Here is a 24,917-nt window from a genome sequence, read left to right on the forward strand (position 1 = left end):
CAACCGACTTTACCGGTCAACCATTGTCGTCTTGAACGCTTTTAGGAATGAGTTGCAAAAACCCTTGACTTACGCATGCGGGAGCGACATGTGTTGCAAATCGTTCCTAACAGCGTATGGAGAGACGCAATGCACCCTGCCCGACGATGGACGACCCTTGCGCGCACCGCGATCGCGACCGGCCTGGCCGCGACGATTGCTGCCGGCGCCACGACGGCCGCCTTCGCCGACGACAAGTTCAAGGCCGTCACCACCTTCACGGTGATCGCCGACATGGCCCGCAACGTGGCCGGCGACGCGGCGATCGTTGAATCGATCACCAAGCCCGGCGCCGAAATCCACGGCTACCAGCCGACGCCGCGCGATCTGGTCCGGGCGCAGGATGCCGATCTGATCATGTGGAACGGAATGAACCTCGAACTGTGGTTCGAGCAGTTCTTCGACAATCTCGACGATGTGCCGAGCGTCACCGTCAGCGACGGGATCGAGCCGATCGACATCCGTTCGGGCTCCTATGAGGGCATGCCGAACCCGCACGCCTGGATGGGCCTCGAAAGCGCGCTGATCTATGTCGAGAACATCCGCGACGCGTTCATCGCCCACGATCCGGACAATGCCGAGACCTATGCGGCCAACGCCGCCGCCTACAAGGACGAGATCCGCGCAGCGATCGAGCCGCTCAAGGCGATGGTCGAGGCTGTGCCCGAGGACAGGAGCTGGCTGGTCACCTGCGAGGGCGCGTTCTCCTATCTGGCGCGCGACTTCGGCATGAAGGAGCTCTATCTGTGGCCGATGAACGCCGACGCCACGGGTACGCCGCAGCAGGTCCGTTCGGTCATTGACGGCGTGCGCGAAAACGACATTCCGGTCGTCTTCTGCGAAAGCACGGTCAACACCGATCCGGCCGAGCAGGTCGCCCGCGAAACGGGCGCCAAATATGGCGGCGTGCTGTATGTCGATTCGCTGACCGATGCCGACGGTCCCGTGCCGACCTATCTCGACCTTCTGCGGGTGACCTCGGAGACGGTCGCGACCAACCTTTCGGCCGCGGTCAACTGATCGCAGCCGGCAGCCGCCCATTTCGGCGGAGTGCTGAAACCGGGGCATTCGCGGTCCGCCGCGAATGCCGTCATTTGTGAAGACGAGCCGCACCTTTCGCGGCGAAAGGGATATTGAACGTGCTCAATCCGCAACGCGTCGAAAGCGCGTCCGACGACGGTGCGCTGGCCGGCGAAGGCCTCGCTGCCCGCGACATCACGGTCACCTACCGCAACGGCCACACGGCCCTGCGCGATGCCAGCTTCGAAATCCCGCGCGGCACGATCACCGCCCTGGTCGGCGTCAACGGTTCGGGCAAGTCCACCCTGTTCAAGGCGATCATGGGCTTCGTGCCGACCGCGCGCGGCGAGATTTCCGTTCTCGGCATGAGCGTCGCCGACGCGCTGAAGCGCAACGTCGTCGCCTACGTGCCACAGGCCGAGGAGGTGGACTGGTCGTTTCCCGTGCTGGTCGAGGACGTCGTCATGATGGGCCGTTACGGCCATATGGGCTTCTTGCGCCGACCGTCGGCGACCGACCGCAAGATGGTCGACCAGGCGCTCGAACGCGTCAACATGACCGCCTTCCGCAAGCGCCAGATCGGCGAACTGTCGGGCGGGCAGAAAAAGCGTGTCTTCCTCGCCCGGGCACTCGCCCAGAACGGCCAGGTCATCCTGCTCGACGAACCCTTCACCGGCGTCGACGTCAAGACCGAGGACCAGATCATCGACCTTCTGCGCGACCTGCGCGCCGAGGGCCGCGTCATGCTGGTCTCGACGCACAATCTGGGTTCGGTGCCCGAATTCTGCGACCGCACCGTCCTGATCAAGGGCACGGTCCTGGCCCACGGCCCCACCGAAACGGTCTTCACGCCGCGCAATCTCGAAAGGGCGTTCGGCGGCGTGCTGCGCCACTTCGTGCTCGGCGGCAAGGACCTGCACGACGATGACGACGAACGCGCGCTGACCATCCTGACCGACGATGAGCGCCCGCTGGTCGTCTATGACGACGAGACCAAGAAGGCCCAGCCCGACGACGGACAGTCCGAAGCCGGAGACAAGGGCTGATGGCAGCGCTGCTCGAGCCGTTCCAGTACGGCTACATGGTCAACGCGATGTGGGTGTCCGCGCTGATCGGCGCGGTCTGCGCGTTCCTGTCGGCCTATCTGATGCTCAAGGGCTGGTCGCTGATCGGCAACGCGCTGAGCCACTCCATCGTGCCCGGCGTCGCCGGCGCCTACATGCTCGGCCTGCCCTTCTCGCTCGGCGCGTTTGTCGCCGGCGGCCTCGCGGCGGGGTCGATGCTGTTTCTCAACGAGCGCAGCGGCCTGAAGGAAGACACGATCATCGGCCTGGTCTTCACCTCCTTTTTCGGCCTCGGCCTGTTCATGATCTCGGTCTCGCCCACCTCGGTCGACGTGCAGACCATCGTGATGGGCAACATCCTCGCCATCACTCCGTCCGACACACTCCAGGTCGCGCTGATCGGACTCTTCTCTCTCGCCGTGCTGCTGCTCAAATGGAAGGATTTGATGGTCACCTTCTTCGACGAGAACCATGCGCGTTCGATCGGCATCAACACTTATGCGCTGAAAGTGGTCTTCTTCACGCTGCTGTCGGCCTGTTGCGTCGCCGCGCTGCAGACCGTCGGCGCGTTCCTCGTCATCGCTCTTGTCGTCACGCCAGGCGCCACGGCCTATCTTCTGACCGACCGCTTCCCGAGGCTGGTGGTCATCTCGGTCGTCATCGGCGCGGCAACCAGCTTCGCCGGCGCCTATATCAGCTATTTCCTGGACGGCGCGACCGGCGGCGTAATCGTCACGCTGCAGACGCTGGTCTTCCTGGTCGCCTTTTTCTTTGCGCCAAAGCATGGCTGGCTCGCCGCCCGCCGCCGCGCGGCCGAAGCGATCGCGGGCCGCCCGGGCACGCCTGCGGAGGCCCGGCCATGACCGGGACGCTGCTCATGCCGTTCCAGTTCGCGTTCATGCAGAACGCCTTCTGGATCTCGCTGGTCATCGCCGTGCCATGCGCATTGCTGTCCTGCTATCTGGTGCTCAAGGGTTGGGCGCTGATGGGCGATGCGGTCGCTCACGCGGTCCTTCCCGGCATCGTCATCGCCTATGTGATCCAGTTGCCATTGGCGATCGGCGCCTTCGCCTCGGGCCTGTTCTGCGCGCTCGCAACCGGCTTTTTGAAGAACAACTCCCGCGTCAAGCACGACACGGTCATGGGCGTCGTCTTTTCGGGCATGTTCGGCCTCGGCATCGTCATGTACACCAAGGTCAATGCGTCGGTGCATCTCGACCACATCCTGTTCGGCAACATGCTCGGCGTCGGCACGCAGGATCTGGTCGTCTCCGGCCTGATCTCGGCACTGGTGACCGGCATCATCGCGGTCAAATGGCGCGATATCCTGCTGCACGCCTTCGATCCGCAACAGGCGCGCGCCGCCGGCCTGCCCGTCAACCTGATCCATTACGGTCTTCTGGCGATCCTGTCGGCGACCATCGTCGCAACGCTGACCGCCGTCGGCCTGGTCCTCGCCGTCGGGCTTCTGATCGCGCCGGGCGCCATCGCCTTCCTGATCACCAAACGCTTCGGCGCCATGCTGCTGATCGCCGTCGGCGTGACGGTCGCATCCATGCTCGCCGGCGTCTATGCGAGCTTCTTCCTCGACAGCGCGCCGGCGCCGACCATCATCCTGATCCTGACCGCGGTGTTCTGCGTTGCCTTCGTCCACCGCCTGCTGGCCACCCGCGCCGCCTCGCGCGCCACGGCACCGGCCCAGTGACAGCGCGCCTGATCGCGCGCATGTCGCATTCAGGCATTCCCGTTGCGCGCGCCTTGACCGATCCTGACCGTCACAGCCGCATCGGGAGGGCCGGCCATGACGATCATGCCGCCGCAGCACGATCACGACATCGGCGCCGTGCTTCAGCCGGTCGACCGGGCGCGCGGCCTGCCCAACCGCTTCTACACATCGGCTGACACTTTCGAGCGCGAAAAGGATGCGGTCTTTGCACGCAACTGGGCCGGCATCGGCTTTGCCAAGGATTTGCCCGAACCGGGCCATGCCCGGCCGGTCGAGTTTGCCGGCCAGCCGCTCCTGATGGTGCGCGACCGCGCCGGCACGGTGCGTGTCTTCGACAATGTGTGCCGCCACCGCGGCATGATCCTAGTCGAACAGGCCGGGCCTATCCGTGGCGCCATCCGCTGTCCCTACCATTCCTGGTGCTACGATCTGGACGGCGCGCTCAAGGCGACGCCCCATGTCGGCGGGCCCGGCCACAACGCGCATGAAGGCATCGACCGCGCCACGCTCGGCCTGCGCGAGGTGCGGTCACACATCTGGCGCGACATCGTCTTCGTCAACCTGTCGGGCACCGCGCCCGATTTCGCCGACGCCCATGCGGCGCTGATCGCGCGATGGGCCGACTTCGACCATCCGCTGACCTTCGCCGGCCCCGACAGCGCTTTCTCGCTGGACATCGCGACCAACTGGAAGCTGGCCGTCGAGAACTATTGCGAGAGCTATCACCTGCCCTGGGTGCATCCCGGGCTGAACGCCTATTCGCGGCTCGAAGACCATTACAACATCGAGCAGCCGGGCGCCTTTTCCGGCCAGGGCACCCATGTCTACCGCCAGCTTGAGGGCGCTGGCGGCCAACGGTTCGGCGACGCGCCCGGCCTGCCCGGCAAATGGGATACGGCGGCTGAATATATCGCGCTCTATCCCAACGTGCTGCTGGGCGTGCACCGCGACCATTCGTTCGCGATCCTGCTCGAGCCGCACGGGCCCGAACGCACGGTCGAGCATGTCGCGCTCTACTATCACGATGCGGCCGATGCCGGTGAAGAGCGTGCCGAACTGCGCGAGAAGAACGCGGCGCAGTGGAAGACCGTCTTCGAGGAGGACATCTTCGTCGTCGAGGGCATGCAGCGGGGCCGGCGCGCCGCTGGTTTTGACGGCGGCCGATTCTCGCCCGTCATGGACAGCCCGACCCACCTGTTCCACCACTGGATCGCCAGCCAGTTCGCCGATGCGGACGGTTGACCGAAGCGCGCTTGACGCATCGCTGATCGCCGCTCATGCGGATGGCGATTGCGCGCAACTCAGCGGCCTTTACGATCGGGCGGCCAGCGCGCTGATGCGGGCCGGCGACACCGATGCCGCCTGCTTCTTCCTCACCCAGGCCTATGTGTTTGCGCTGGAAGCCGGCGCGTCCGATGCCGAGCGCCTGAGGCGCCTTCTGGCCGCGCACGGCCGGATCTGACCGGGGCCGTCACGCGGTGGCGCGCACCGGTTGCGCGCCGAATTCATGCACCGAATGCACATCGAACGGCGCACCGGACTCGCGCTCGACGAACAGCGTCAGCCGGTCCACCGAAAGCTCCTGCTCGGGCAACGCGCCGAAATGGCGCCGCAGCGCGATCTCCACCCGGTCACGCTCATGCTCCTCCACATGGCCGGTGAGCGTCATGTGGAAGCGGAACGCGTCGAACACGTAAGGATAGCCCCAATTGTACAGATTGCGCAGTTCGGCGCGCGACAACCGTTCGGGCCGGCGGCGTTCGAGCTCGGCATCGCTCAACGGCGCGCGAAACCTGTCGAAACCGGCGACCACACGGTTGGCCAGATCGTTCAGCCGGCCGTTTTCACGCGCCGGCACCAGCGCGAAGAACCCGCCCAGAAGGCCGATTGCCAGGTCGGGCAGCGGGACCGGCGCCATCGTGGCGCAGAATTCGCCCAACGCCCTCAGCAAATCGCCTTCGCGCGCATGCGATGCCAGCCGGAACGGCGCCTTGAGCGTGCCGTGAAACCCGTATCGGCGCGGCGCGGCGGTGTAATAGGCCTGCGCGCCGGCTCCCAGCGCGCCAAGCCCGGTCGCCGGGATCGGCAGGCCGGAAAAGGCGTCGCGGCCCAGCCACTGCGCGGCGGCGACCGTCAAATCATGGTCGCGCGGCGGACTGAAATAGATGGCATAACGCATGGTTTCGAATCACCCGAGCGTTTCGGTGCGCCCTTGCTAGTGTGCTCATGTGACAATTCGGCGAATCTCCGGTCGTTTTTTCCGCTCCGTCCGGCCGGCGCCAAACGCTTGAAAAATTCCGCCCGCGAACCGTTTACGGCATACAACCAAAGCAGTACACAGGCCAGTAGCCGGGCCAGCCATTCCGCCTTTAAATAACTGTATTTTAACACTTTTTTCATTGCGGCCCGAACCCTCGCTCAATGGCTTAGCATTAAGTAGTGTTGAGAAAACCGCCCCACTGCCATGTTATGCCGCTCAGCCTCACCATGCCGTCGCGTAACGTTTTGGCATGTGGCACCGGCGGGCATGGCGCGAGGCCGACCCGCATTTCACGGAGGGGTCAGGGAGGATCCCGCACGGCTTATTCCGGCGCGTCCGCTTGCGGGCGGTCCAACGGTGTCGTGCGCGCTTCTCCCCGGTTCGTTTTTGACATGCACTCGAGGGAGGACAACTCAATGAGTGACAACCAAGGTTCAGCGGACAACTACTGGACCAAGAACCTGCGGCTGATCGGCCTCTGCCTGGTGATCTGGGCATTGGCATCGTTCGGTTTCGCAATTTTGCTGCGTCCGCTGGTGTCGGGCATTGCGGTCGGCGGCACCGATCTGGGCTTCTGGTTTGCCCAGCAGGGCTCGATCCTGGTGTTCCTGGTCCTGATCTTTTTCTACGCATGGCGCATGAACGCGATCGATCGCGAATTCGGCGTCGACGAAGAGTAGGGCGGGACAGACATCATGGATCAAACAACGCTCAATTTCATCGTCGTCGGCCTGTCGTTCGCGCTGTATTTCGGCATCGCGATCTGGGCCCGCGCCGGTTCCACCTCCGAGTTCTATGCCGCCGGCCGCGGCGTGAACCCGGTCCTCAACGGCATGGCCACCGCAGCGGACTGGATGTCCGCCGCATCGTTCATTTCGATGGCCGGCCTGATTGCCTTTGTCGGTTACAACAACTCCCTGTTCCTGATGGGCTGGACCGGCGGCTACGTGCTGATGGCCATGCTGCTTGCGCCCTATCTGCGCAAGTTCGGCAAGTTCACGGTGCCCGAGTTCGTCGGCGACCGTTACTATTCCAACGCCGCGCGCGTGGTGGCCGTCATCTGCCTCATCGTCATCTCCGTGACCTACGTGATCGGCCAGATGCGCGGCGCGGGCATCGCCTTCTCCCGCTTCCTGGAGATCGACATCTTCTGGGGTCTGATCACCGCGGGTGCGGTCGTCTTCGTCTACGCCGTTCTGGGCGGCATGAAGGGCATCACCTACACCCAGGTGGCGCAGTACTGCGTGCTCATCGTCGCCTACACCATCCCGGCGATCTTCATCTCGCTGAACCTGACCGGCAACCCGATCCCGGGCCTGGGCCTGTTCTCGACGATGTCGGAAGGCAATGCGGGCGAAGGTCAGTATTTGCTGGTCACGCTTGACCAGTTGCTGACCGATCTCGGCTTCAGGGAGTATACGGCGACGACCAATCCATGGCTGATGGCGCTCTACACGCTGTCGCTGATGATCGGTACCGCCGGTCTGCCGCACGTCATCATCCGCTTCTTCACCGTTCCGAAGGTGGCCGATGCGCGCTGGTCTGCCGGCTGGGCGCTGGTGTTCATCGCGCTTCTGTACCTGACGGCTCCCGCCGTTGGTGCGATGGCACGCCTGAACATCACCACCACCATGTGGCCTGCTGGTATCGAGGGCGAAGCGGTGGCGGTCGAAGAACTGCCCGACTGGTTCGAGACGTGGCAGGTCACCGGCCTGCTGGGCGTCGAGGACAAGAACGGCGACGGCCGCATCCAGTACTACAACGACGCCAACCCGGACATGCAGGCCATCGCGGCCGAACGCGGCTGGGAAGGCAACGAGCTGGTCACCTTCAACCGTGACATTCTCGTCCTCGCCAACCCCGAGATCGCGCAATTGCCCGGCTGGGTGATCGCACTGATCGCGGCGGGCGGTATCGCGGCGGCACTGTCCACGGCGGCGGGTCTGCTATTGGCGATCTCGTCGGCGATCAGCCACGATCTGATCAAGTCGGTCTTCAATCCGAACATCTCGGAGAGAGGCGAACTGCTCGCGGCGCGCATATCGATGGCCGTGGCGATCGTCGTGGCGGTCTGGCTGGGTCTGAACCCGCCCGGATTTGCGGCGCAGGTCGTGGCGCTGGCCTTTGGTCTGGCGGCGGCAACGCTGTTCCCGACGCTGATGATGGGCATCTTCTCCAAGCGGATGAACTCCGCCGGCGCAACGGCAGGCATGCTGGCCGGTCTGATCACGACCTGTCTGTACCTGTTCCTGTATCTGGGCTGGTTCTTCATCCCGGGAACTGCGCTGCTGGACAGCTCCCAGTATCTGTTCGGCATCCCGCCAACCCACTTCGGCCCGATCGGCGCGGTGTTCAACTTCGCTGTGGCCTATGCGGTTGCCCAGGCTACCGCTGCTCCGCCCCAGCACATCCAGGATCTGGTCGAAAGCGTCCGGATTCCCCGGGGCGCCGGCGCTGCCGTCGACCACTGATCGAGCGCGGCGGGACATTCCGGTGTCCCGCCGCCCCCACCCGAACACGCAAGGCCCCGCCTTTTTTCACAAGGCGGGGCTTTTTGCATCGCACCAAACCTTCTATGACGCCGGACGAGACCGACCAGACCAATGACGGTTGAACCGATGACAGACAGAGCCCGGGCCTTTGCGGCCTTTGCCGAAGGGCGCGCGCCGTTCCGGGCGCTCAACCCCGACCATTTTTCCGCGCTGACGCGGAACGCGACCGAGCACAGCGCCGCCGCCGACGAGCTGGTCTGCGCGATCGGCGATCCGATCGCCGGGCTGCATGTGATCACCGCCGGCACGATGCAGCTGATCTCCGCCGAGGGCGAAGTGCTCGCCGACATGCATGCCGGCGACGTGTTCGGCCACCGCGCCCTGTTGCGCGAAGGCAGGGCGATCCTGCGCGTCGAAGCGCGCACCGATGCCGACTATGTGGTCATAGCGGCCCCGACCTTTCTTTCGATCATGGACGCCGATCCGGTCTTCGCCTCCTTTTTCAGGCGCCGTGCCGATGCGCCGGCAACGGCCGCGCCGCGCGCGGCGCCAGCCGTCAACATGGTCGCCACGCGCCTCGGCGACCTGATGACCGAAAAGCCCATGGCGCTGCCTGAAACATCCAGCGTCCGGCAGGCCGCCGAAGCCATGTGGGAGCGGCACATTTCCTGCACGCTCGTTACCGGAGAGGGTGGAAAGCTGGTCGGCATCGTCACCGCCGGCGATCTGGTCGGAAACGTGATCGCCCGCGGCATGGACGCCGAAACCCCGCTGACCGAGGTTATGGCCCGCGATCCGGTCGCGCTCAGCCCCGATGCGACCATGCTCGACGCCGTCATGGTGATGACCGAAAAGCGTATCGGCCACCTTCCGGTCGTCGGCGCCGACGGCACGCCGCAGGGCATCGTCACGCAGACCGATCTGGTGCGCCGGAACTCCAATTCGCTGATCTACATGATCGCCGACATCAACCGCCGCGAGACCTATGATGGGCTCGCCGAGGTCGTTGCGCGCAACCCGCAAATGCTGGTCGAGCTGGTTGCGAGCGGCCTCGAGGGCCATCAGGTCGGCCGGATGATGACCGGCATCACCGATGCGGTGACCCGACGCCTCATCGCGCTTGCCGAGCAAAAGCTCGGCCCCGCGCCCGTGCCGTGGCTGTGGCTCGCCTGCGGCAGCCAGGGACGCATGGAACAGACCGGCGTCTCCGATCAGGACAACTGCCTGTTCCTGTCCGACGATTACGACGAAGACGCCCATGGCGGGTATTTCGCCGAGTTCGCCAGGTTCGTCTCCGACGGGCTGGACGCGGTGGGCTATTTCTACTGCCCCGGCGACATGATGGCGACCAATCCCAAATGGCGTCAGCCGGTGCGGGTCTGGCGCCGCTATTTCGACAACTGGATCGCCAAGCCCGACCCGATGGCGCAAATGCTGGCGAGCGTCATGTTCGACCTGCGGCCGATCGCGGGCGACGAAACGCTGTTCGGCGATCTCAATGTGCGCACGCTCGAAAAAGCGAGCAAGGATTCCATCTTCCGCGCCCACATGATCGCCAACTCGCTGACCCACACCCCGCCGCTCGGCCTGTTCGGCGGGCTCAGCTATGTACGCGGCGGCGAACACAAGAACGCGATCGACATGAAGCTCTCCGGCGTCGTGCCGATCACCGATCTTGGCCGCGCCTATGCGCTGGAAGGCCGCATCGAGGCCGTCAACACGCGCCAGCGGCTGATCACGGCCCGCGACATGGACGGCATCCTGTCCAAGACCGGCGGCAGCGACCTGATCGACGCCTACGACCTGATCGTCGAGCTGCGCCTCAAGCACCAGACCGCGCAGATCCGCGCCGGCGGCAAGCCCGACAACTTCATGGTGCCCGACACGCTGTCCGCGCTCGAACGCAACCATCTCAAGGACGCGTTTTCCGTGGTCAAGACGCTGCAATCGGCGATTGGCCAGGGCGGCGCGCGGCGCTAGTCTCGACGGGGGATCCAAGTCATGCTGCTCACATTCATTGGCGCCATTGTTCTGGCCATCGGCTGCGTCGGTATGGTGTCCCTGGCGTTCCGCGCCACCGGGCGCAAGACGCCCAAGGGCGTGCTGCCGCTGACCGCCGGCGTCGCGATGATCGCCTTCATCGCCTATATCGAGAACTCCTGGTACAGCCGGATCGTCGCCGACCTGCCCGAAAGCCATGTCGTCGTGGCCACCGGCGAACCCTTTTCCAACTTCATCCAGCCCTGGACGCTGATCTTCCCGCGCATCAATCGCTTCATGCTGGTCGATACCGCCACCGTCCGCGTCAACCAGGCCGATCCGTCGCTGCGCCTTGCCGAAGTGATCCTCGTCCAGCGCTATGCGCGCACCATCGTCACCCGTCAGGTGATCGATTGCGAAAACGCCCGCCGCGCAGACCTGACCGACGACATTGCACTGGATGAAGACGGCCTGCCGCAGATCGAGACCTGGATCGACGTGCCCGCCGACGGCGAATTGCTCGGCACGGTGTGCAACGCGCCCGTCACCGGCGTGGAAACCGGCGCCGGCACCAACCCCTCATAGGCCCAAAGACGGGCTGGTTTCCCGGTCCCCGACGGCTCAAACTCCACCCGTCAATCGGGCACTTGTCCGCGCGGTGTTTGCGTGCGGCCTGTGCTGCGCCGACATTCGGGATCGGGAGGTCCGCAACATGCACTGGGTGGAGCGCCTCAGCCTGCGCGCCCGCATTGCCCTGTTCTTTGCGCTGATCGGTGCGGTCAGCGTGGCGCTGCTGGTCGCCGCGATCGTCTGGCTGTCGATCCGCCTTGGCGCCGAGGCGGCCGACCATATCGTGCTGATCGTCGGCGGTTCCGCCTTTGCCATCGCCGGTCTGATCGCCTGGGTGGCGCTCAAGTTCGACGAGAACCTCGCCAAGCCGCTGATGGCCATCGCCGCCGATCTCAAGACCATAGCCCACAGCGACGGCAAGGCGATGAAGCTCGACAGCGAGGGCGAATATCTGGGCATGATCGCGCCCGCCGCGCGCGAAGTGTCGAGCGCGCTGATCGAGGCGCGCGAGCGCACCGATGCAGCGATCGAAACCGCGATGCGCGACGCCGCGCGCCAGAAGGCGGCGCTGGAGGCGCTGTTGCGCGACCTGCATCAGGGCCTTGTCGTGTGCACCATGACCGGCCGCGTCACGCTCTACAATCATCGCGCCGTCGAAATCCTCCATGTCGAGGAATTCCGGCGTGACGACCCCGCCTCGACCGACGTGATGATCGGGTCGCTCGGCCTTGGCCGCGACTTCTTCAACATTGTCGATGCGGCGCCATTCAGCGCAGCGCTCAGCGCCTTCGAGGCGCCGGCCGACCCGTCCAACCCGCTGCCGATCGAGGGGCTCGGATCGTTCCCGATCGTCTTTTCGACCTGCGACGGCGCCGTGACGATGCGCGGCCAAGTCGCGCTGCGCCTCAACGAGGCGGGCAACGCGCCGGCCGGCTTCATCACCGTCTTCGACGATATCACCACCGAACTGGCCGCAGGCCTCGAACGCGACCGGGTACTGCGCGAGGCGATCGACGGCATCCGCACGGCGATCGATGACAGCGGCGAAACGCCGGCATCTGCACCGTTGACCACAGCGCTCAAGCGCCTCGAACTGGCATCGAACAACATCATCGCCTCGGCCTGGCCGATGGCCGATGTGGCTGCAGGCCGGCTGTTCGGCGCCGTGCGCAAGACACTTTCAGGAAGCGCCGTCGCCGTCGAAACCGCCGGAAATGGCGAACTCATCCATGCCGACAGCGCCACGCTGATCGCCCTGCTGCGCAACCTCGCCGACGGGCTGGCCGAACGCGGCGATGTCGAAAAACTCGCTCTGAAGGCGAGCGGCTTGGGCCATGCGCGGCAGATCGCCATCACCGTGACCGGCGCGCCGCCCGGCGCGGCATGGCTGGAGGCGCGCCTGTCGGAAAACGCCGATGCCGGCACCGCCTTCCTGTCGGGCCGCTCGATCCTCGAACGCCATTGCGCGACGGCGACCGTGAAGGGCGATACCATCCTGATCGATTTCCCCGTCAATACCGGCGCACGCGGAACGACCGGCAAGGACACCGCGCCGGTGCTCGATGCGCGGCCCGAATTTTACGATTTCGACCTGTTCGAGCGCGACACGTCCAAAGACCTGCTCGACGTGCCCCTCAGCGAACTGCATGCCGTGGTCTTCGACTGCGAGATGACCGGGCTCGATCCGCGCCGCGGCGACGAGATCGTCTCGATCGCCGGCGCGCGCGTGGTCAACGGGCGGGTGTTGAGCGGCGAGATCTTCGATCTTTTCGTCAATCCCGGACGGACCATCCCGGCGGCCTCGACCAACATCCATCACATCACCGACGCCATGGTCGCCGATGCGCCCTTGATCCCCTCCGCGCTCAAGCGCTTTCACGCCTTTGCCAAGGACCAGGTGCTTGTGGCCCACAATGCCGCCTTCGACATGGCGTTCCTGGCCAAGGGCGAAAAGGCGGCCGGTGTCAAGTTCGACAATGTTGTGCTCGACACGGTTCTGCTCGCCGCGCACCTGCAGGGTGCCGAGAGCGAATTGTCGCTGGACGGGCTGGCCGAGCGGTTCAATGTCGAGATCGCGGAGCACGACCGCCACACGGCGCGCGGCGACGCGATCGCCACGGCTCATGTCTTCGTCAAGCTGATCCGGCTGCTCGAGGCGAGCGGCGTCGTCACGCTGGGCGACGCGCTGCGCGTTTCCGAGGACCAGACGGCAATCCGCCGCCGCCAGGCAGCCTACGGATAAGGATGGCCGTTGCGCTGTTGCGCACGGCGTATTAGCGTGCCGCCGAGGAGATATCAGATGACGAAAATGTCAATCGTACTGCAATCATACAGGTGCACGGGACCCTAGCGGGAACCCGATCGTTTGGTCATGCGCCCCCGAACACTGTTCGGGGGCTTTTTTGTTTATAAGGAACGGAAAAGCCATGCGGACTTCGCTCTCGCCGCCCGCCCCGACGACCTTGTTCATGCTGGCCGCCCTTCCGCCATTGACGTTGAACATGATCGTGCCGTCGCTGACCAACATCGCTGCGGACCTGAAGGCCGACTATGCTGCCGTCAGCCTTGCACTCGGCGGCTACCTGGCGGTGACGGCACTGGCCGAACTGGCCATAGGTCCGGTCGCCGATCGCATCGGCCGCCGTCCGGTCCTGCTCTCAGCGCTCACCCTCTTCACCATTGGCTCGGCCGGCTGCGCATTGGCGCAAAGCGTGACCATGCTGTTGGGTTTCAGAATGCTTCAGGCCGGCGCAATTGCCGGCTTCGTCCTGTCGCTGGCCATCGTGCGTGACCTGGAAGACGGCCCGGACGTCGCGCGGCGGCTCGGCCGAATCAGCATGGTCATGGCAATCGCCCCAATGCTCGGTCCTATCCTCGGCAGCTTGCTCGATGTCGCGGTCGGCTGGCGGGCCGTGTTTGCGCTCTATGCTGTCTTGGGCGCTGGCCTCTTGCTGCGTGTCTGGACCGACCTTGGTGAGACCCTGCCCCACGCATCGGGCGTTGAAGACCCGCATGCCCGGAAGGCGTCGCGGCTCCTCGGCGAACCCCTCTTCTGGTGCTACGCGCTCTGCACCGCCTTTTCGACCGGTGCGTTTTTTGTTTTCATCGCCGGCGCGCCGCTGATCGCGGTCACCGCGTTCGGGATCACGACGGCGCAATTGGGTGCCATCGTCGGCTCGATCACTGCCGGCTTTTTGATCGGCAGCTTTCTCACCACCCGTTTGGTTCTGCGCTTCGCCCCCGACATGGTGATGCTTGCAGGACGCATCGTCGCATGCGTGGGAATGCTGTCGGGTCTTGCCATCCTGGGAGCCGGTATCGCCACACCCTTCACCTTTTTCGGCTGCACCGTTTTCGTTGGATTGGGCAACGGGCTGACGATGCCCAACGCCAACGCGGGCGCCATGTCAGTCCGGCCGCATCTGGCCGGCAGCGCGGCGGGCGTCACCGGCGCGCTGACACTGGCCGGCGGCGCAGCGCTAACCAGCCTGACCGGTTTTGTGCTGACACCCGACGCGGCGGCCGCGTTGCTAGCCCTGATGTTGCTGACATCCTTAGCCGGGCTCGTCGCCGCAACCGGCGTGCTGGTCCTGAAAAAGCGGCAGCGTCGGCTTGCCGCGGCCCGCGCGGCGTGAGGCAACCGGCCCCTCCCTACTCGGCGGCTTCGGTCGGATAGTTGCGGCGGCGTTCGCGCTCGTCGAGCAGGTCGAGCAGGTTCTCGGCCGCTTTCAGAATGTCGGTTCCGGGCCCGAAGATCGCCGCCACGCCCGCCTGCCGGAGAAAATCGTAATCCTGCGCCGGGATCACGCCTCCCACGATCACCGCCTTGTCGGCCGCATCGCGCGCCGCCAGTTCCTTGACGAGAATCGGCGCCAGCGTCTTGTGGCCCGCCGCATGCGAACTCATGCCGACAAGCTCCACATCATGGTCGACAGCCATCTGCGCCGCCTCGTCCGGCGTCTGGAACAGCGGGCCGACATGGACGTCGAACCCCATGTCGCCAAACGCCGTGGCGATCACCTTGGCGCCCCGGTCGTGCCCGTCCTGCCCCATCTTGGCGATGAAGATCGACGGCGGCTTGCCGGCGCGATCCTTGCGCGCCTCGATCCGCGCCCGCACGCCGGCGAACCGCTCGTCGCCCGCATAGGCTTCGCCATAGACGCCCTTGATGGTGATCACATCGGCCACGTGCCGGCCGAACGCCGTTTCCATCGCCGATGATATCTCGCCGACGGTGGCGCGCTTGCGGGCTGCGTCCACGGCGAGTTCGAGCAGATTGCCCTCACCCGATTTCGCGGCCTCGGTCATCGCGGAAAGCGCGGCCTGGCATGCCGTCTCGTCGCGGCTCGCCCGGATGCGCTTGAGCCGCGCCACCTGGCTGGCCCGCACCGCCGTGTTGTCGATGTCCAGAATGTCGATCTCGTCTTCTTTTTCGAGCCGGAACCTGTTGACGCCGACAATCACCTCCTCGCCCCGGTCGACGGCGGCCTGACGCCGGGCGGCGGCCTCCTCGATCAGCCGCTTGGGCAGCCCATCCTGCACCGCCCGGGTCATGCCGCCGAGCGCTTCGACTTCCTCGATCAGCGCCCAGGCCTTGTCGGCCATCTCTTTCGTCAGGCTCTCGACATAGTAGGAGCCGGCCAGCGGATCGACGGTCCTGGTCACGCCGGTCTCGTTCTGCAGGATGAGCTGCGTGTTCCGCGCGATGCGCGCGGAGAATTCCGTTGGCAAGGCAATGGCTTCGTCAAAGGAGTTCGTGTGCAGCGATTGCGTGCCGCCGAGCGCCGCCGCCATCGCCTCATATGCCGTGCGCACTATGTTGTTGTAGGGGTCCTGCTCCTGCAGCGACACGCCGGACGTCTGGCAGTGCGTGCGCAGCATCGACGATTGCGGCTTTTTCGGCTCGAACTCGTCCATGATCTTCGCCCACAAGAGGCGTGCGGCGCGCAGCTTGGCCGCCTCCATGAAAAAATTCATGCCAATGCAGAAGAAGAAGGACAGCCGCCCGGCGAACGCGTCGACATCCATGCCTTTCTTGAGCGCCGCGCGGACATATTCGCGCCCGTCGGCCAGCGTGAAGGCCAGTTCCTGCACCAGCGTCGCGCCCGCCTCCTGCATGTGATAGCCGGAGATCGAGATGGAATTGTACTTCGGCATCTCCGCCGCCGTGTATTCGATGATGTCGGCGACGATCCGCATCGAGGCTTCGGGCGGGTAGATGTAGGTGTTGCGGACCATGAACTCCTTCAAAATGTCGTTCTGGATGGTTCCGGACAGTTTCGCCCGGTCGACGCCCTGCTCCTCGCCGGCGACGATGAACATCGCCAGCACCGGGATGACGGCGCCGTTCATCGTCATCGACACGCTCATTTCCTCAAGCGGAATGCCGTCGAACAGGATCTTCATGTCCTCGACCGAATCGATCGCGACACCCGCCTTGCCGACATCGCCGACGACACGGTCATGGTCGGAATCATAGCCCCGGTGGGTGGCCAGATCGAAGGCGACCGACAGGCCCTTCTGGCCGGCGGCCAGCGCCTTGCGGTAGAACGCGTTGGAATCCTCGGCCGTCGAAAAGCCGGCATATTGCCGGATCGTCCAGGGCCGGCCGGCATACATCGTCGCGCGCGGACCGCGTGTGAAGGGCGCCATGCCCGGCAGGCCGCCCAGATGGTCCGCGCCCTCCAGATCGGCCTCGGTATAGAGAGGCTTGACGGCGATGCCCTCGGGTGTCTTCCAGACCAGATCGTCCGGCGACATGCCCTTCAACTCGCGCTCGGCAAGCGCGCGCCAATCGTCCAGTGTCGGCTTTTCCCTGTCTGCCATGGCGCGTCTCCATCCCGTGATCGATGCCCGTTCATAATGCGCCCGCCAGCGCCCGCAATGCAACGAATGTATGGACGTCCCCGGCGCGCGCCGCTATCAGCCGCCCATGCGCGTGGTCTCCATCGGCGAATGCATGATCGAACTGTCCGGCCGCTCCGGTGCGAGCTGGCAGCAGGGCTTTGCCGGCGACACGCTGAACACGCTGTGGTATCTGCGTGCGCTTTTGCCCGATGAGGCGGTCACCGACTATGTCACCGCTTTTGGCGACGACCCGTTCTCGGCCGAGCAGATCGCTTTTCTGGCGGACAACCGCATCGGCATCGCCGAAAGCCCGACGGTCGCCGGCAAGGCGCCGGGGCTTTACGCGATCGCGCTGGACGCAGCCGGCGAACGCTCCTTCACCTATTGGCGCAGCGAGGCCGCCGCCCGTCACCTGGCCGACGATGCGGCCGCGCTGGGGCAAAGCCTTGCCGGCGCCGATCTCGTCTATGTCTCCGGTATCACGCTCGCCATTCTCGATGCCGACGCCCGCCAACGCCTGACGGACGCGCTGGAGGTCGCGCGCGACGCCGGCGCCATGATCGCCTTCGACCCCAATTACCGCCCCCGCCTTTGGCCCGATGAACAACAGGCGCAAACCGCCATCGAAGCCGGCTACCGGACGAGCACGATCGTGCTGCCGACCTTCGACGACGAAGCCATGCTTTTCGGCGACGCATCGCCCGAAGCAACCGCCGGGCGGATCGCCGCCCACGGCCCCGAGACGATCATCGTCAAATGCGGCGCCGCCGCCGCGCTTGTCCATCATGACGGCACACCCGAAACGGTCGCCCCAGAAGCAGGAATTGTTCCCGTCGATACGACCGGCGCCGGCGACAGCTTCAACGGCGGCTGGCTCGCCGCTCATCTTGCCGGTCGCGGCCCGGCCGATGCGACGCGTTTCGCCCATCGCGTTGCCGGCCGCGTCATCGGCCATCACGGCGCGCTTTTGCCGATGGGTGACCTTGACGATCTGCGGCGGGCGAACAGCGGCGCCGGCTGACCAAAACGGCCTTTTCCTTCGCGCCCAAACCGGATAGACACGCGCTCGAACAAAGGCTGGGCGAAAGGCCCGCGCGCCGCAACGCGCAAGAACAAAGGACACCGAAAGTGGCCACCACGTTTGACAAAGTCGCCGACATCATCGCCGAGACCAGCGAGATCGACCGCGAAACCATCACGCCCGAAAGCCACACGATCGACGATCTGGGCATCGACAGCCTCGATTTCCTCGACATCGTCTTTGCGATCGACAAGGAGTTCGGCATCAAGATTCCGCTCGAGCAGTGGACCCAGGATGTCAATGACGGCAAGGTTCCCACCGAGGAATATTTCGTCATCAGCAATCTGTGCGGCAAGATCGACGGGCTGGTCGCCGCCAAGGCCGCCTGACATCCCCCACACCGGAGGCAACCGGACATAGTGGCCCATTCCGCCGTCATCACCGGCATCGGCATCGTCACCGCCATGGGCGTGGGCGTCGAGGCCAACTGGCAGGCGCTGACCGATGGTTCCGCTCCGGTGGTCGATGCCGACCGCTTTGCGCCCTATCCGGTGCATCCGGCGCCAGAGATCGACTGGTCCGAACAGATCCCCAAGCGCGGCGACCAGCGCCAGATGGAGGCCTGGCAGCGCCTTGGCACCTATGCGGCGGGCCTCGCGCTCGACGATGCCGGCATCAAGGGCGACGAAGCCCTGACCGGCACGATGGACATGATCGTCGCCGCTGCCGGCGGCGAGCGCGATGTGGCTGTCGACGCCATGATCCTCGCCGAGGCCGCTGCGGGCCGCAACGACATCGGTGTCCTGATCAATGAAAAGCTGACCACCGAACTGCGCCCGACGCTGTTCCTGGCGCAATTGTCCAACCTTCTGGCCGGCAACATTTCGATCGTCCACAAGGTCACCGGCTCGTCGCGCACCTTCATGGGCGAGGAAGGCGCGGCCATGTCGGCGGTGCAAACCGCCGTCGCGCGCATCCGCGCCGGCCAGTCCACCCACGCGCTGGTCGGTGCCGCCTTCAACGCCGAACATCCCGACATGCTGCTCGGCTACGAGATGAACCGGCATCTGGCGCGCGGGCCGTGGAAACCGGTCGCCGAACGCGCATCCGGTGAAGGCGGCGGTCTCGTCGCCGGCTCCGGCGGTGTCTTTCTGGTCATCGAGGAGGCCCGCCACGCGGCCGCGCGCGGCGCGGCGGTCCATGCCGCCATCGGCCCGGTCACCGTCGATGCGGGCGATGCCGAGGCCACGCCATCGCGCCTCGAACGGCTCGCCAACGAGACCGGCCTCGACGACGCCGACATGATCGTCTCGGCCAATTCCGGCGCCCTTGCCCGCAATGCCGCCGAGGCCGCACTTGCCGCCGCGCGCTGGCCCGAAAGGCCCGTGCGCGCCATTGCCAACAAGACCGGCCATCTGCGCGAGGCGCAGTTTCCGCTCGCCATCGCCGTTGCGGCCCTGTCGATCGCCAAGGGCCGGCCGGTGGCGCCGCTCGAAGCCGCCGAAGCGTCCGCCGGCGGCCCGCCCGGCACCATCGGCGTGGTCGCGCTCGGCCATCAGGTTGCCGAGGCGATGGTCCGCATATCCACACCGGAGCAGGCAAGATGAGCGCCGTCACCGACAAGGCCGGCCGGCCGCTGATCGCCATCACCGGCGCGGGCATCGTCTCGCCGCTCGGACGCGGCAAGACCGACAATTGGGCGGCACTGACCGCTGGCCGCTCGGGCATTCACCGCATCGCCCGCTTTCCCACCGACCATTTGCGCACGACCATCGCCGGCACCGTCGATTTCATGACCGCGCCCGAGGATGGCTCCACTGCCCTCACCTACGCACTGGCCGAAGCCGCCGCGCTCGAAGCACTTGAGGAAGCTGGCTTTTCGAGTGATTTCGGCGGACCCTTGTTCGTCGCCGCCCCTCCGGTCGAACTGGAATGGCACCAGCGGCTGTCGCTCGATGCGGAAGGAGCGGCGCTGGGCGAAGGCGATGCGGGCTATGACCGGATCCTGGCCGCGGCCCGCGCAACGCCCCACCCGCAGCATTCCGGCCATGTCTATTTCGGCTCGACGGCATTGCGGCTGAAGGAAAAGACCGGCGCGCGCGGCCTTCCGGTGACGCTGTCGACCGCCTGCGCGTCAGGCGCGACCGCCATCCAGCTTGGCGCCGAGGCGATCCGGCGCGGCGAGGCCGAGCGCGCGCTCAGCGTCGGCACCGACGGGTCGGTCACCGCCGAGGCGCTGATCCGCTTCTCGCTCCTGTCCGCCCTTTCGACCCAGAACGACGTGCCGGAACAGGCCTCCAAGCCCTTCTCGAAGGACCGAGACGGCTTCGTGATGGCCGAGGGCGCCGGCGCGTTCGTCATGGAAACGCTGGAGAGCGCCCGCGCCCGTGGCGCGACCGTTCTGGGCATCCTGGAAGGCTGCGGCGAAAAGGCCGACGATTTCCACCGCACCCGCTCCAAGCCTGACGGTTCGCCCGCCATCGCCGCCGTCAACGCCGCGCTTGGCGATGCCGGCGTTGCCCCTTCCGATATCGGCTACATCAACGCGCACGGCACCTCGACGCCGGAAAACGACAAGATGGAATGCCTGTCGCTGACAGAAGTCTTCGGCGAGGGGCTGGGCGGCGTGCCGATCTCGTCCAACAAGTCGATGATCGGCCACACGCTGACCGCCGCCGGTGCCATCGAGGCCGTTTTTTCGCTGATGACGATCCGGACCGGAACGCTGCCGCCGACGATCAACCACGCCAACCCCGATCCGGCGCTGGCGCTTGACTGCGTGCCCAACGAGAAACGCGATGCGGCGGTGACGCGTGTCCTGTCCAATTCGTTCGGTTTCGGCGGCCAGAACACCTGCCTTGTCATCGCGGCCGAACCCGCTTAGAGCGGGCGCACTCGCAATCCGTCCGGCAAGGATCCTGCATGCGCGCGCTTCAGCTCGTTGAAGACCGGAAAGTCGAACGTGTCACCATCGGCCCGCCGCCGCCCCCCGGCCAGGGCGAGGTCCGCCTGCGCGTGCAGGCCGTCGCGCTGAACCATATCGATGTGTGGGGCTGGCGCGGCATGGCGTTCGCCAAGCGCAAACTGCCGCTGACGATCGGCGCGGAGGCGAGCGCGGTCGTCGATGCGGTCGGCGCCGGCGTCTCCAACCTTCTGCCCGGTCAGCTCGTCTCCATCTTCGGCGCGCGGACCTGCGGCCTTTGCCGCGCCTGCCGGCAGGGCCGGGACAATCTGTGCGAGCATGTCGGCGGCGTGCACGGCTTTCATCTGGACGGCTTTGCCGCCGAGATCGTCACCATGCCGGCGCGCAACTGCGTGCCCGCCCCGCCCGGCGTCGATGCCGTCGGTGCGGCGCTCGCGCCGATCACCTTCGGCACGGTCGAACACATGCTGTTCGACAACGCAAAGCTGGAACCGGGCGAGACGATCCTCGTCCATGCTGGCGGCTCGGGCATCGGCTCCGCCGCCATCCAGCTTGCCAAAAGCCATGGCTGCACGGTCATCACCACCGTCGGCTCCGACGCCAAGATCGAACCGGCCAAGGCGCTCGGCGCCGACCATGTGATCAACTATCGCGAGGACCGGTTCGAGGGCGCCGTCCGCAAGCTGACTAAGAAGCGCGGCGTCGATGTCGTCTTCGAGCATGTTGGCGCCGACACCTGGGCCGGCTCCATGCTGTCGCTCAAACGCGGCGGGCGGCTCGTCACCTGCGGCTCGACCTCCGGCGTTTCAGCGCCGACCAATCTGATGATGCTGTTCCAGCAGCAATTGCGGCTGATCGGCTCGTTCGGCTGCACGATGGCCAACATGGCCGACGCCATGGAGAAGATGGCGCGCGGGCTGGCCGCGCCCGTGATCGACACCGAGGTCGGCTTCGACGGCATCGACGCGGCGCTGGCGCGCATGGAGACGCGCGACGTCTTCGGCAAGATCGTTCTGCGGATGGATGGCTGAGCGACGGCCATGACGCCCGCCCAGGTCCGACTGCTGAAGCTGACCCAGCGGGCCAAGCGCGCGCGCTACTGGCTCGAAGCCCATCTGACCTTTGCCATTCTGGCCGTCCTGAAACTGCTGCCGGCCGATGCCGCGATAAACGCGCTGGCGGCCCTGCTTTCGCGGGTCGGTCCGCTGCTGCCGCGCCAGCGGGTGGTCCTCGACAATCTGGACAAGGCGATGCCGGAACTGTCCGGCGACGAGCGCCGCGCCATCGCCCGGCGCATGTGGGGCAATATGGGCCGCCAGGTGGCCGAATATGTCGTATTGGACAAGCTTTTCGATTTCGACCCCGATGCCGACCAGGACGGCCGCATCGAGGTGCGCGGCAAGGACATCTTCATTCGCCTTCACGAGGCCGGAAAGCCGGTGATCTTCTTCACCGGCCATACCGGCAATTTCGAACTGCTGCCCATCTGCGCGGCGACCTTCGATCTCGAGGTGACCGCCCTGTTCCGCCCGCCCAACAATCCCTACGTGGCAAAGCGCGTGCTGGCGGCGCGCAAGACGACGATGGGCCAGCTCGTACCGTCCAAGACAGGCGCCGCCGCCGGACTCGCCCGCGCACTGTCGGACGGCAGGTCGGTCGGCGTGCTGGTCGACCAGAAGTTCCACCGCGGCCGGCTCGGCACCTTTTTCGGACAGCCCGTGCGCACCAATCCGCTGCTGCCCAAGCTGGTGCGCCAGTTCGACTGTCCGGTCCATCCGGCGCGCTGCGTGCGCCTGCCCGGCAACCGCTTCCGGCTGGAACTGGAAGAAGCGATCGAACTGCCGCGCGACGGCGACGGCAAGATCGATCTGGATGGATCGACGCAGGTGCTCAACGATGTGGTCGAGCGCTGGGTGCGGGAGTACCCCGACCAGTGGATGTGGATGCACCGGCGCTGGGATCCCAAGACGCTGGCCGATCCCCGATCCCGCAACTGAAAACGGCGCCCGGAAGGCGCCGCCGTCGACCCATCGCTCAGTGGCGGATGCGCACCCGCATGTTGCTCGGCCCGACCTGGCGTGTCAGGTCGTAAAGACGCTTGGCATTGGCTGTGTGCAGCCGCACGCAACCGGCCGAGGCCGGACGGCCAAGCCGCGACACCGCGCCGGTGCCATGGATCGCGTAGGGCCCGCGGAAGAAGATCGAATACGGCATGTTCGACCCGTAAATGGTCGAACGCCATTTGCGGTGCATGCGCTGCGGCCGGAACGTGCCGATCGGCGTCACCTTGCCCGGACGGGCGGTGGAAACCGGCCATCGGTAGAGTACGCGGCCATCCTTGCGCACCGTCATGGTCTGACTGGAAATGTCGACATCGGCAATCAGTCTTGCGGCAACCGCATCGCCCGCCGTCGGAAACGCGATGGCGACCGCCAGCGCAAAGATCAGAAGAAACTGTTTCATCGGCCTCGCCCCCGAATGAACGCAAAACTAAAAGAACCGGCCTCAGCGTACTGCCAACGCCGGCAGGCGTCAAAGTCCGCCCGCCATCCTTCTGCCGTTAGTCTTAATGGCGGTCTGTGCGCGGGCGCACAGACGGCGCCGCCGCACAAAGGGGCCAAACCCCGAAAATCGCTTGCAAAACAGCCGGGCGCGCGCACTATGCCGGCCATGTCCGAGCATCTGCGCAAGGCCGTCGAGGACCGGCGCGACGAGGTCGTCGCGCTGACGCAGGCACTTGTCCGCTTCCCCACCGTCAACCCGCCGGGCGATGCCTACGGGCCATGCGCCGAGTTCATCGCAAAGCGCCTGCATCGGTCCGGCTATGAGACACGGCTGATCGTCGCCGAGGGCGAGCCGGGCCACACCGACCGCTTTCCGCGCGTCAATGTCATCGCCCGGCGCGAAGGCCGCGCGCCCGGCAAGACCGTCCATTTCAACTCCCATATCGATGTCGTCGAGGCCGGCCATGGCTGGTCCGTCGATCCGTTCGAAGGCGTGATCCGGGACGGCAAGGTGTTCGGGCGCGGCACCTGCGACATGAAGGGCGGTCTCGCCACCTCCATCATCGCCGCCGACGCCTTCATCGAAACCTTTCCGGACTATTCCGGCGCCATCGAGATTTCCGGCACGGTCGACGAGGAATCGGGCGGCTATGCCGGCGTCGGCCATCTGGCCAAACAGGGCCTGTTCTCGCGCCCGCGCGTCGACCACGTCATCATCCCCGAGCCGCTCAACAAGGACCGCATCTGCCTGGGCCACCGGGGCGTCTGGTGGGCGGAGATCGAAACCCATGGCCGCATCGCGCACGGTTCCATGCCCTTTCTGGGCGATTGCGCCGTGCGCCACATGGGCGCGGTGCTCGCCGCCTTCGAGCACGACCTGTTTCCGGCGCTCGCCGCCCGGCGCACCGACATGCGCGTCGTGCCCGATGGCGCCCGCGCCTCCACCCTCAACATCAATGCCATCCATGGCGGGCAGACCGACGACTATACCGGTCTGCCCTCTCCCAACGTGCCCGACCGCTGCGCCATGACCATCGACCGCCGCTTCCTGCTCGAGGAAAGCCTCGACGATGTGAAGGCGGAAGTGGTCGCCATCCTCGACCGGCTCACGCGTGAGCGGCCCGGCTTCGCCTATGCCATCCGCGATGTGATGGAGGTGCTGCCGACCATGACCGAACGCGACGCGCCGGTCGTCACAGCCGTCGCCGCAGCCATCGAGGCCGAATTCGGCCGCGCGCCCGATTACGTCATCTCACCGGGCACATACGACCAGAAGCACATTGCCCGCATCGGCCATCTGCACGACTGCATCGCCTATGGCCCCGGCATTTTGGACCTCGCCCACCAGCCCGACGAATGGATCGGCATAAACGACATGGTGCAAAGCGCCCATGTGATGGCCGGCGCAATCCATGGTTTGCTGACAGGGGCCGCCGAACCTGCTTAACTGACGACGGATTTCACGGGAGGC

Annotated in this window: 22 protein-coding genes; 19 read left to right on the top strand and 3 right to left on the bottom strand. The window is 65.8% G+C overall.

The annotated features are described in order from the left end of the window. Positions 1-129: 129 nt before the first annotated feature. The 6 genes from ACOQOU_RS03750 (at position 130) to ACOQOU_RS03775 (ending at position 5,311) form a co-directional block, all read left to right on the top strand. On the top strand, positions 130-1,059 hold the full coding sequence (locus ACOQOU_RS03750) for a metal ABC transporter substrate-binding protein (RefSeq protein WP_306026365.1): 930 nt from the start codon (positions 130-132) through the stop codon (positions 1,057-1,059). Between the two features lie 119 nt (positions 1,060-1,178). Continuing rightward, positions 1,179-2,105 (top strand): manganese/iron ABC transporter ATP-binding protein, encoded by a 927-nt coding sequence (locus tag ACOQOU_RS03755; RefSeq protein WP_306026364.1) that lies wholly within the window; start codon positions 1,179-1,181, stop codon positions 2,103-2,105. Continuing rightward, positions 2,102-2,986: a metal ABC transporter permease gene (locus tag ACOQOU_RS03760; RefSeq protein WP_109766274.1), complete on the top strand. Its 885-nt coding sequence runs from the start codon at positions 2,102-2,104 to the stop codon at positions 2,984-2,986. The genes ACOQOU_RS03755 and ACOQOU_RS03760 overlap by 4 nt, the downstream gene beginning before the upstream one ends. Beyond that, positions 2,983-3,828 carry a metal ABC transporter permease gene (locus ACOQOU_RS03765; protein ID WP_306026363.1) on the top strand — a complete coding sequence of 282 codons (846 nt, stop codon included), beginning with the start codon at positions 2,983-2,985 and terminating at the stop codon, positions 3,826-3,828. Before ACOQOU_RS03760 ends, ACOQOU_RS03765 begins: the two co-directional genes overlap by 4 nt. Positions 3,829-3,924: 96 nt before the next feature. After that, positions 3,925-5,091 carry an aromatic ring-hydroxylating oxygenase subunit alpha gene (locus tag ACOQOU_RS03770; RefSeq protein ID WP_306026362.1) on the top strand — a complete coding sequence of 389 codons (1,167 nt, stop codon included), beginning with the start codon at positions 3,925-3,927 and terminating at the stop codon, positions 5,089-5,091. Then, positions 5,078-5,311 carry a hypothetical protein gene (locus ACOQOU_RS03775; protein WP_306026361.1) on the top strand — a complete coding sequence of 78 codons (234 nt, stop codon included), beginning with the start codon at positions 5,078-5,080 and terminating at the stop codon, positions 5,309-5,311. The genes ACOQOU_RS03770 and ACOQOU_RS03775 overlap by 14 nt, the downstream gene beginning before the upstream one ends. Positions 5,312-5,320: 9 nt before the next feature. Here ACOQOU_RS03775 and ACOQOU_RS03780 read toward each other — a convergent pair whose 3' ends face one another. Continuing rightward, complete coding sequence (locus ACOQOU_RS03780; RefSeq protein WP_306026360.1) at positions 5,321-6,028, bottom strand: DUF1045 domain-containing protein; 708 nt, start codon at positions 6,026-6,028, stop codon at positions 5,321-5,323. A gap of 497 nt (positions 6,029-6,525) precedes the next feature. Here ACOQOU_RS03780 and ACOQOU_RS03785 point away from each other — a divergent pair, with 497 nt between their 5' ends. From ACOQOU_RS03785 to ACOQOU_RS03810, 6 genes are all read left to right on the top strand, one after another. Continuing rightward, a complete protein-coding gene (locus ACOQOU_RS03785; RefSeq protein ID WP_109766278.1) occupies positions 6,526-6,789 on the top strand; it encodes a DUF4212 domain-containing protein in 264 nt (87 codons plus the stop codon). 15 nt (positions 6,790-6,804) lie between these two features. Beyond that, positions 6,805-8,580 (top strand): sodium:solute symporter family protein, encoded by a 1,776-nt coding sequence (locus ACOQOU_RS03790; RefSeq protein WP_109766279.1) that lies wholly within the window; start codon positions 6,805-6,807, stop codon positions 8,578-8,580. Positions 8,581-8,727: 147 nt separating this feature from the next. Then, positions 8,728-10,581, top strand: a complete 1,854-nt coding sequence (locus ACOQOU_RS03795) for a DUF294 nucleotidyltransferase-like domain-containing protein (RefSeq protein ID WP_306025810.1) — start codon at positions 8,728-8,730, stop codon at positions 10,579-10,581. Between the two features lie 21 nt (positions 10,582-10,602). After that, on the top strand, positions 10,603-11,166 hold the full coding sequence (locus tag ACOQOU_RS03800) for a hypothetical protein (protein WP_158585270.1): 564 nt from the start codon (positions 10,603-10,605) through the stop codon (positions 11,164-11,166). Positions 11,167-11,293: 127 nt separating this feature from the next. Then, on the top strand, positions 11,294-13,393 hold the full coding sequence (locus ACOQOU_RS03805; RefSeq protein WP_158585271.1) for a 3'-5' exonuclease: 2,100 nt from the start codon (positions 11,294-11,296) through the stop codon (positions 13,391-13,393). Positions 13,394-13,577: 184 nt separating this feature from the next. Beyond that, the gene (locus ACOQOU_RS03810; RefSeq protein ID WP_306025809.1) at positions 13,578-14,786 is read left to right on the top strand and encodes a multidrug effflux MFS transporter; all 1,209 of its coding nucleotides are present in this window, start codon (positions 13,578-13,580) and stop codon (positions 14,784-14,786) included. A 16-nt stretch (positions 14,787-14,802) separates the two neighbouring features. On the opposite strand, the gene scpA is transcribed toward ACOQOU_RS03810, so the two are convergent. Then, entirely contained in the window at positions 14,803-16,977 is a 2,175-nt protein-coding gene (gene scpA, locus ACOQOU_RS03815; protein WP_109766462.1) for a methylmalonyl-CoA mutase, read from the bottom strand. Positions 16,978-17,047: 70 nt separating this feature from the next. On the opposite strand from scpA, the gene ACOQOU_RS03820 reads away from it, so the two are divergent. The 6 genes from ACOQOU_RS03820 to ACOQOU_RS03845 all read left to right on the top strand — a co-directional run bounded on the left by ACOQOU_RS03820 (position 17,048) and on the right by ACOQOU_RS03845 (position 22,939). Beyond that, positions 17,048-18,019 (top strand): sugar kinase, encoded by a 972-nt coding sequence (locus ACOQOU_RS03820; RefSeq protein WP_306025808.1) that lies wholly within the window; start codon positions 17,048-17,050, stop codon positions 18,017-18,019. Positions 18,020-18,126: 107 nt separating this feature from the next. After that, positions 18,127-18,408: an acyl carrier protein gene (locus tag ACOQOU_RS03825; RefSeq protein ID WP_109766283.1), complete on the top strand. Its 282-nt coding sequence runs from the start codon at positions 18,127-18,129 to the stop codon at positions 18,406-18,408. Positions 18,409-18,435: 27 nt separating this feature from the next. Beyond that, entirely contained in the window at positions 18,436-19,626 is a 1,191-nt protein-coding gene (locus ACOQOU_RS03830) for a beta-ketoacyl-ACP synthase (RefSeq protein WP_306025815.1), read from the top strand. Continuing rightward, positions 19,623-20,903, top strand: a complete 1,281-nt coding sequence (locus ACOQOU_RS03835; protein ID WP_306025807.1) for a beta-ketoacyl-ACP synthase — start codon at positions 19,623-19,625, stop codon at positions 20,901-20,903. Before ACOQOU_RS03830 ends, ACOQOU_RS03835 begins: the two co-directional genes overlap by 4 nt. 38 nt (positions 20,904-20,941) lie before the next feature. Further along, a complete protein-coding gene (locus ACOQOU_RS03840; RefSeq protein ID WP_109766286.1) occupies positions 20,942-21,973 on the top strand; it encodes a zinc-binding dehydrogenase in 1,032 nt (343 codons plus the stop codon). Positions 21,974-21,982: 9 nt separating this feature from the next. Then, entirely contained in the window at positions 21,983-22,939 is a 957-nt protein-coding gene (locus ACOQOU_RS03845) for a lipid A biosynthesis lauroyl acyltransferase (RefSeq protein WP_109766287.1), read from the top strand. Between the two features lie 37 nt (positions 22,940-22,976). Here ACOQOU_RS03845 and ACOQOU_RS03850 read toward each other — a convergent pair whose 3' ends face one another. After that, positions 22,977-23,405: a L,D-transpeptidase gene (locus tag ACOQOU_RS03850; RefSeq protein ID WP_306025806.1), complete on the bottom strand. Its 429-nt coding sequence runs from the start codon at positions 23,403-23,405 to the stop codon at positions 22,977-22,979. Between the two features lie 207 nt (positions 23,406-23,612). Here ACOQOU_RS03850 and ACOQOU_RS03855 point away from each other — a divergent pair, with 207 nt between their 5' ends. Continuing rightward, the gene (locus tag ACOQOU_RS03855; protein ID WP_306025805.1) at positions 23,613-24,893 is read left to right on the top strand and encodes an acetylornithine deacetylase/succinyl-diaminopimelate desuccinylase family protein; all 1,281 of its coding nucleotides are present in this window, start codon (positions 23,613-23,615) and stop codon (positions 24,891-24,893) included. Positions 24,894-24,917 lie beyond the last annotated feature (24 nt).

This window comes from Oceaniradius stylonematis, assembly GCF_965223445.1.
Lineage (GTDB): Bacteria > Pseudomonadota > Alphaproteobacteria > Rhizobiales > Rhizobiaceae > Roseitalea > Roseitalea stylonematis.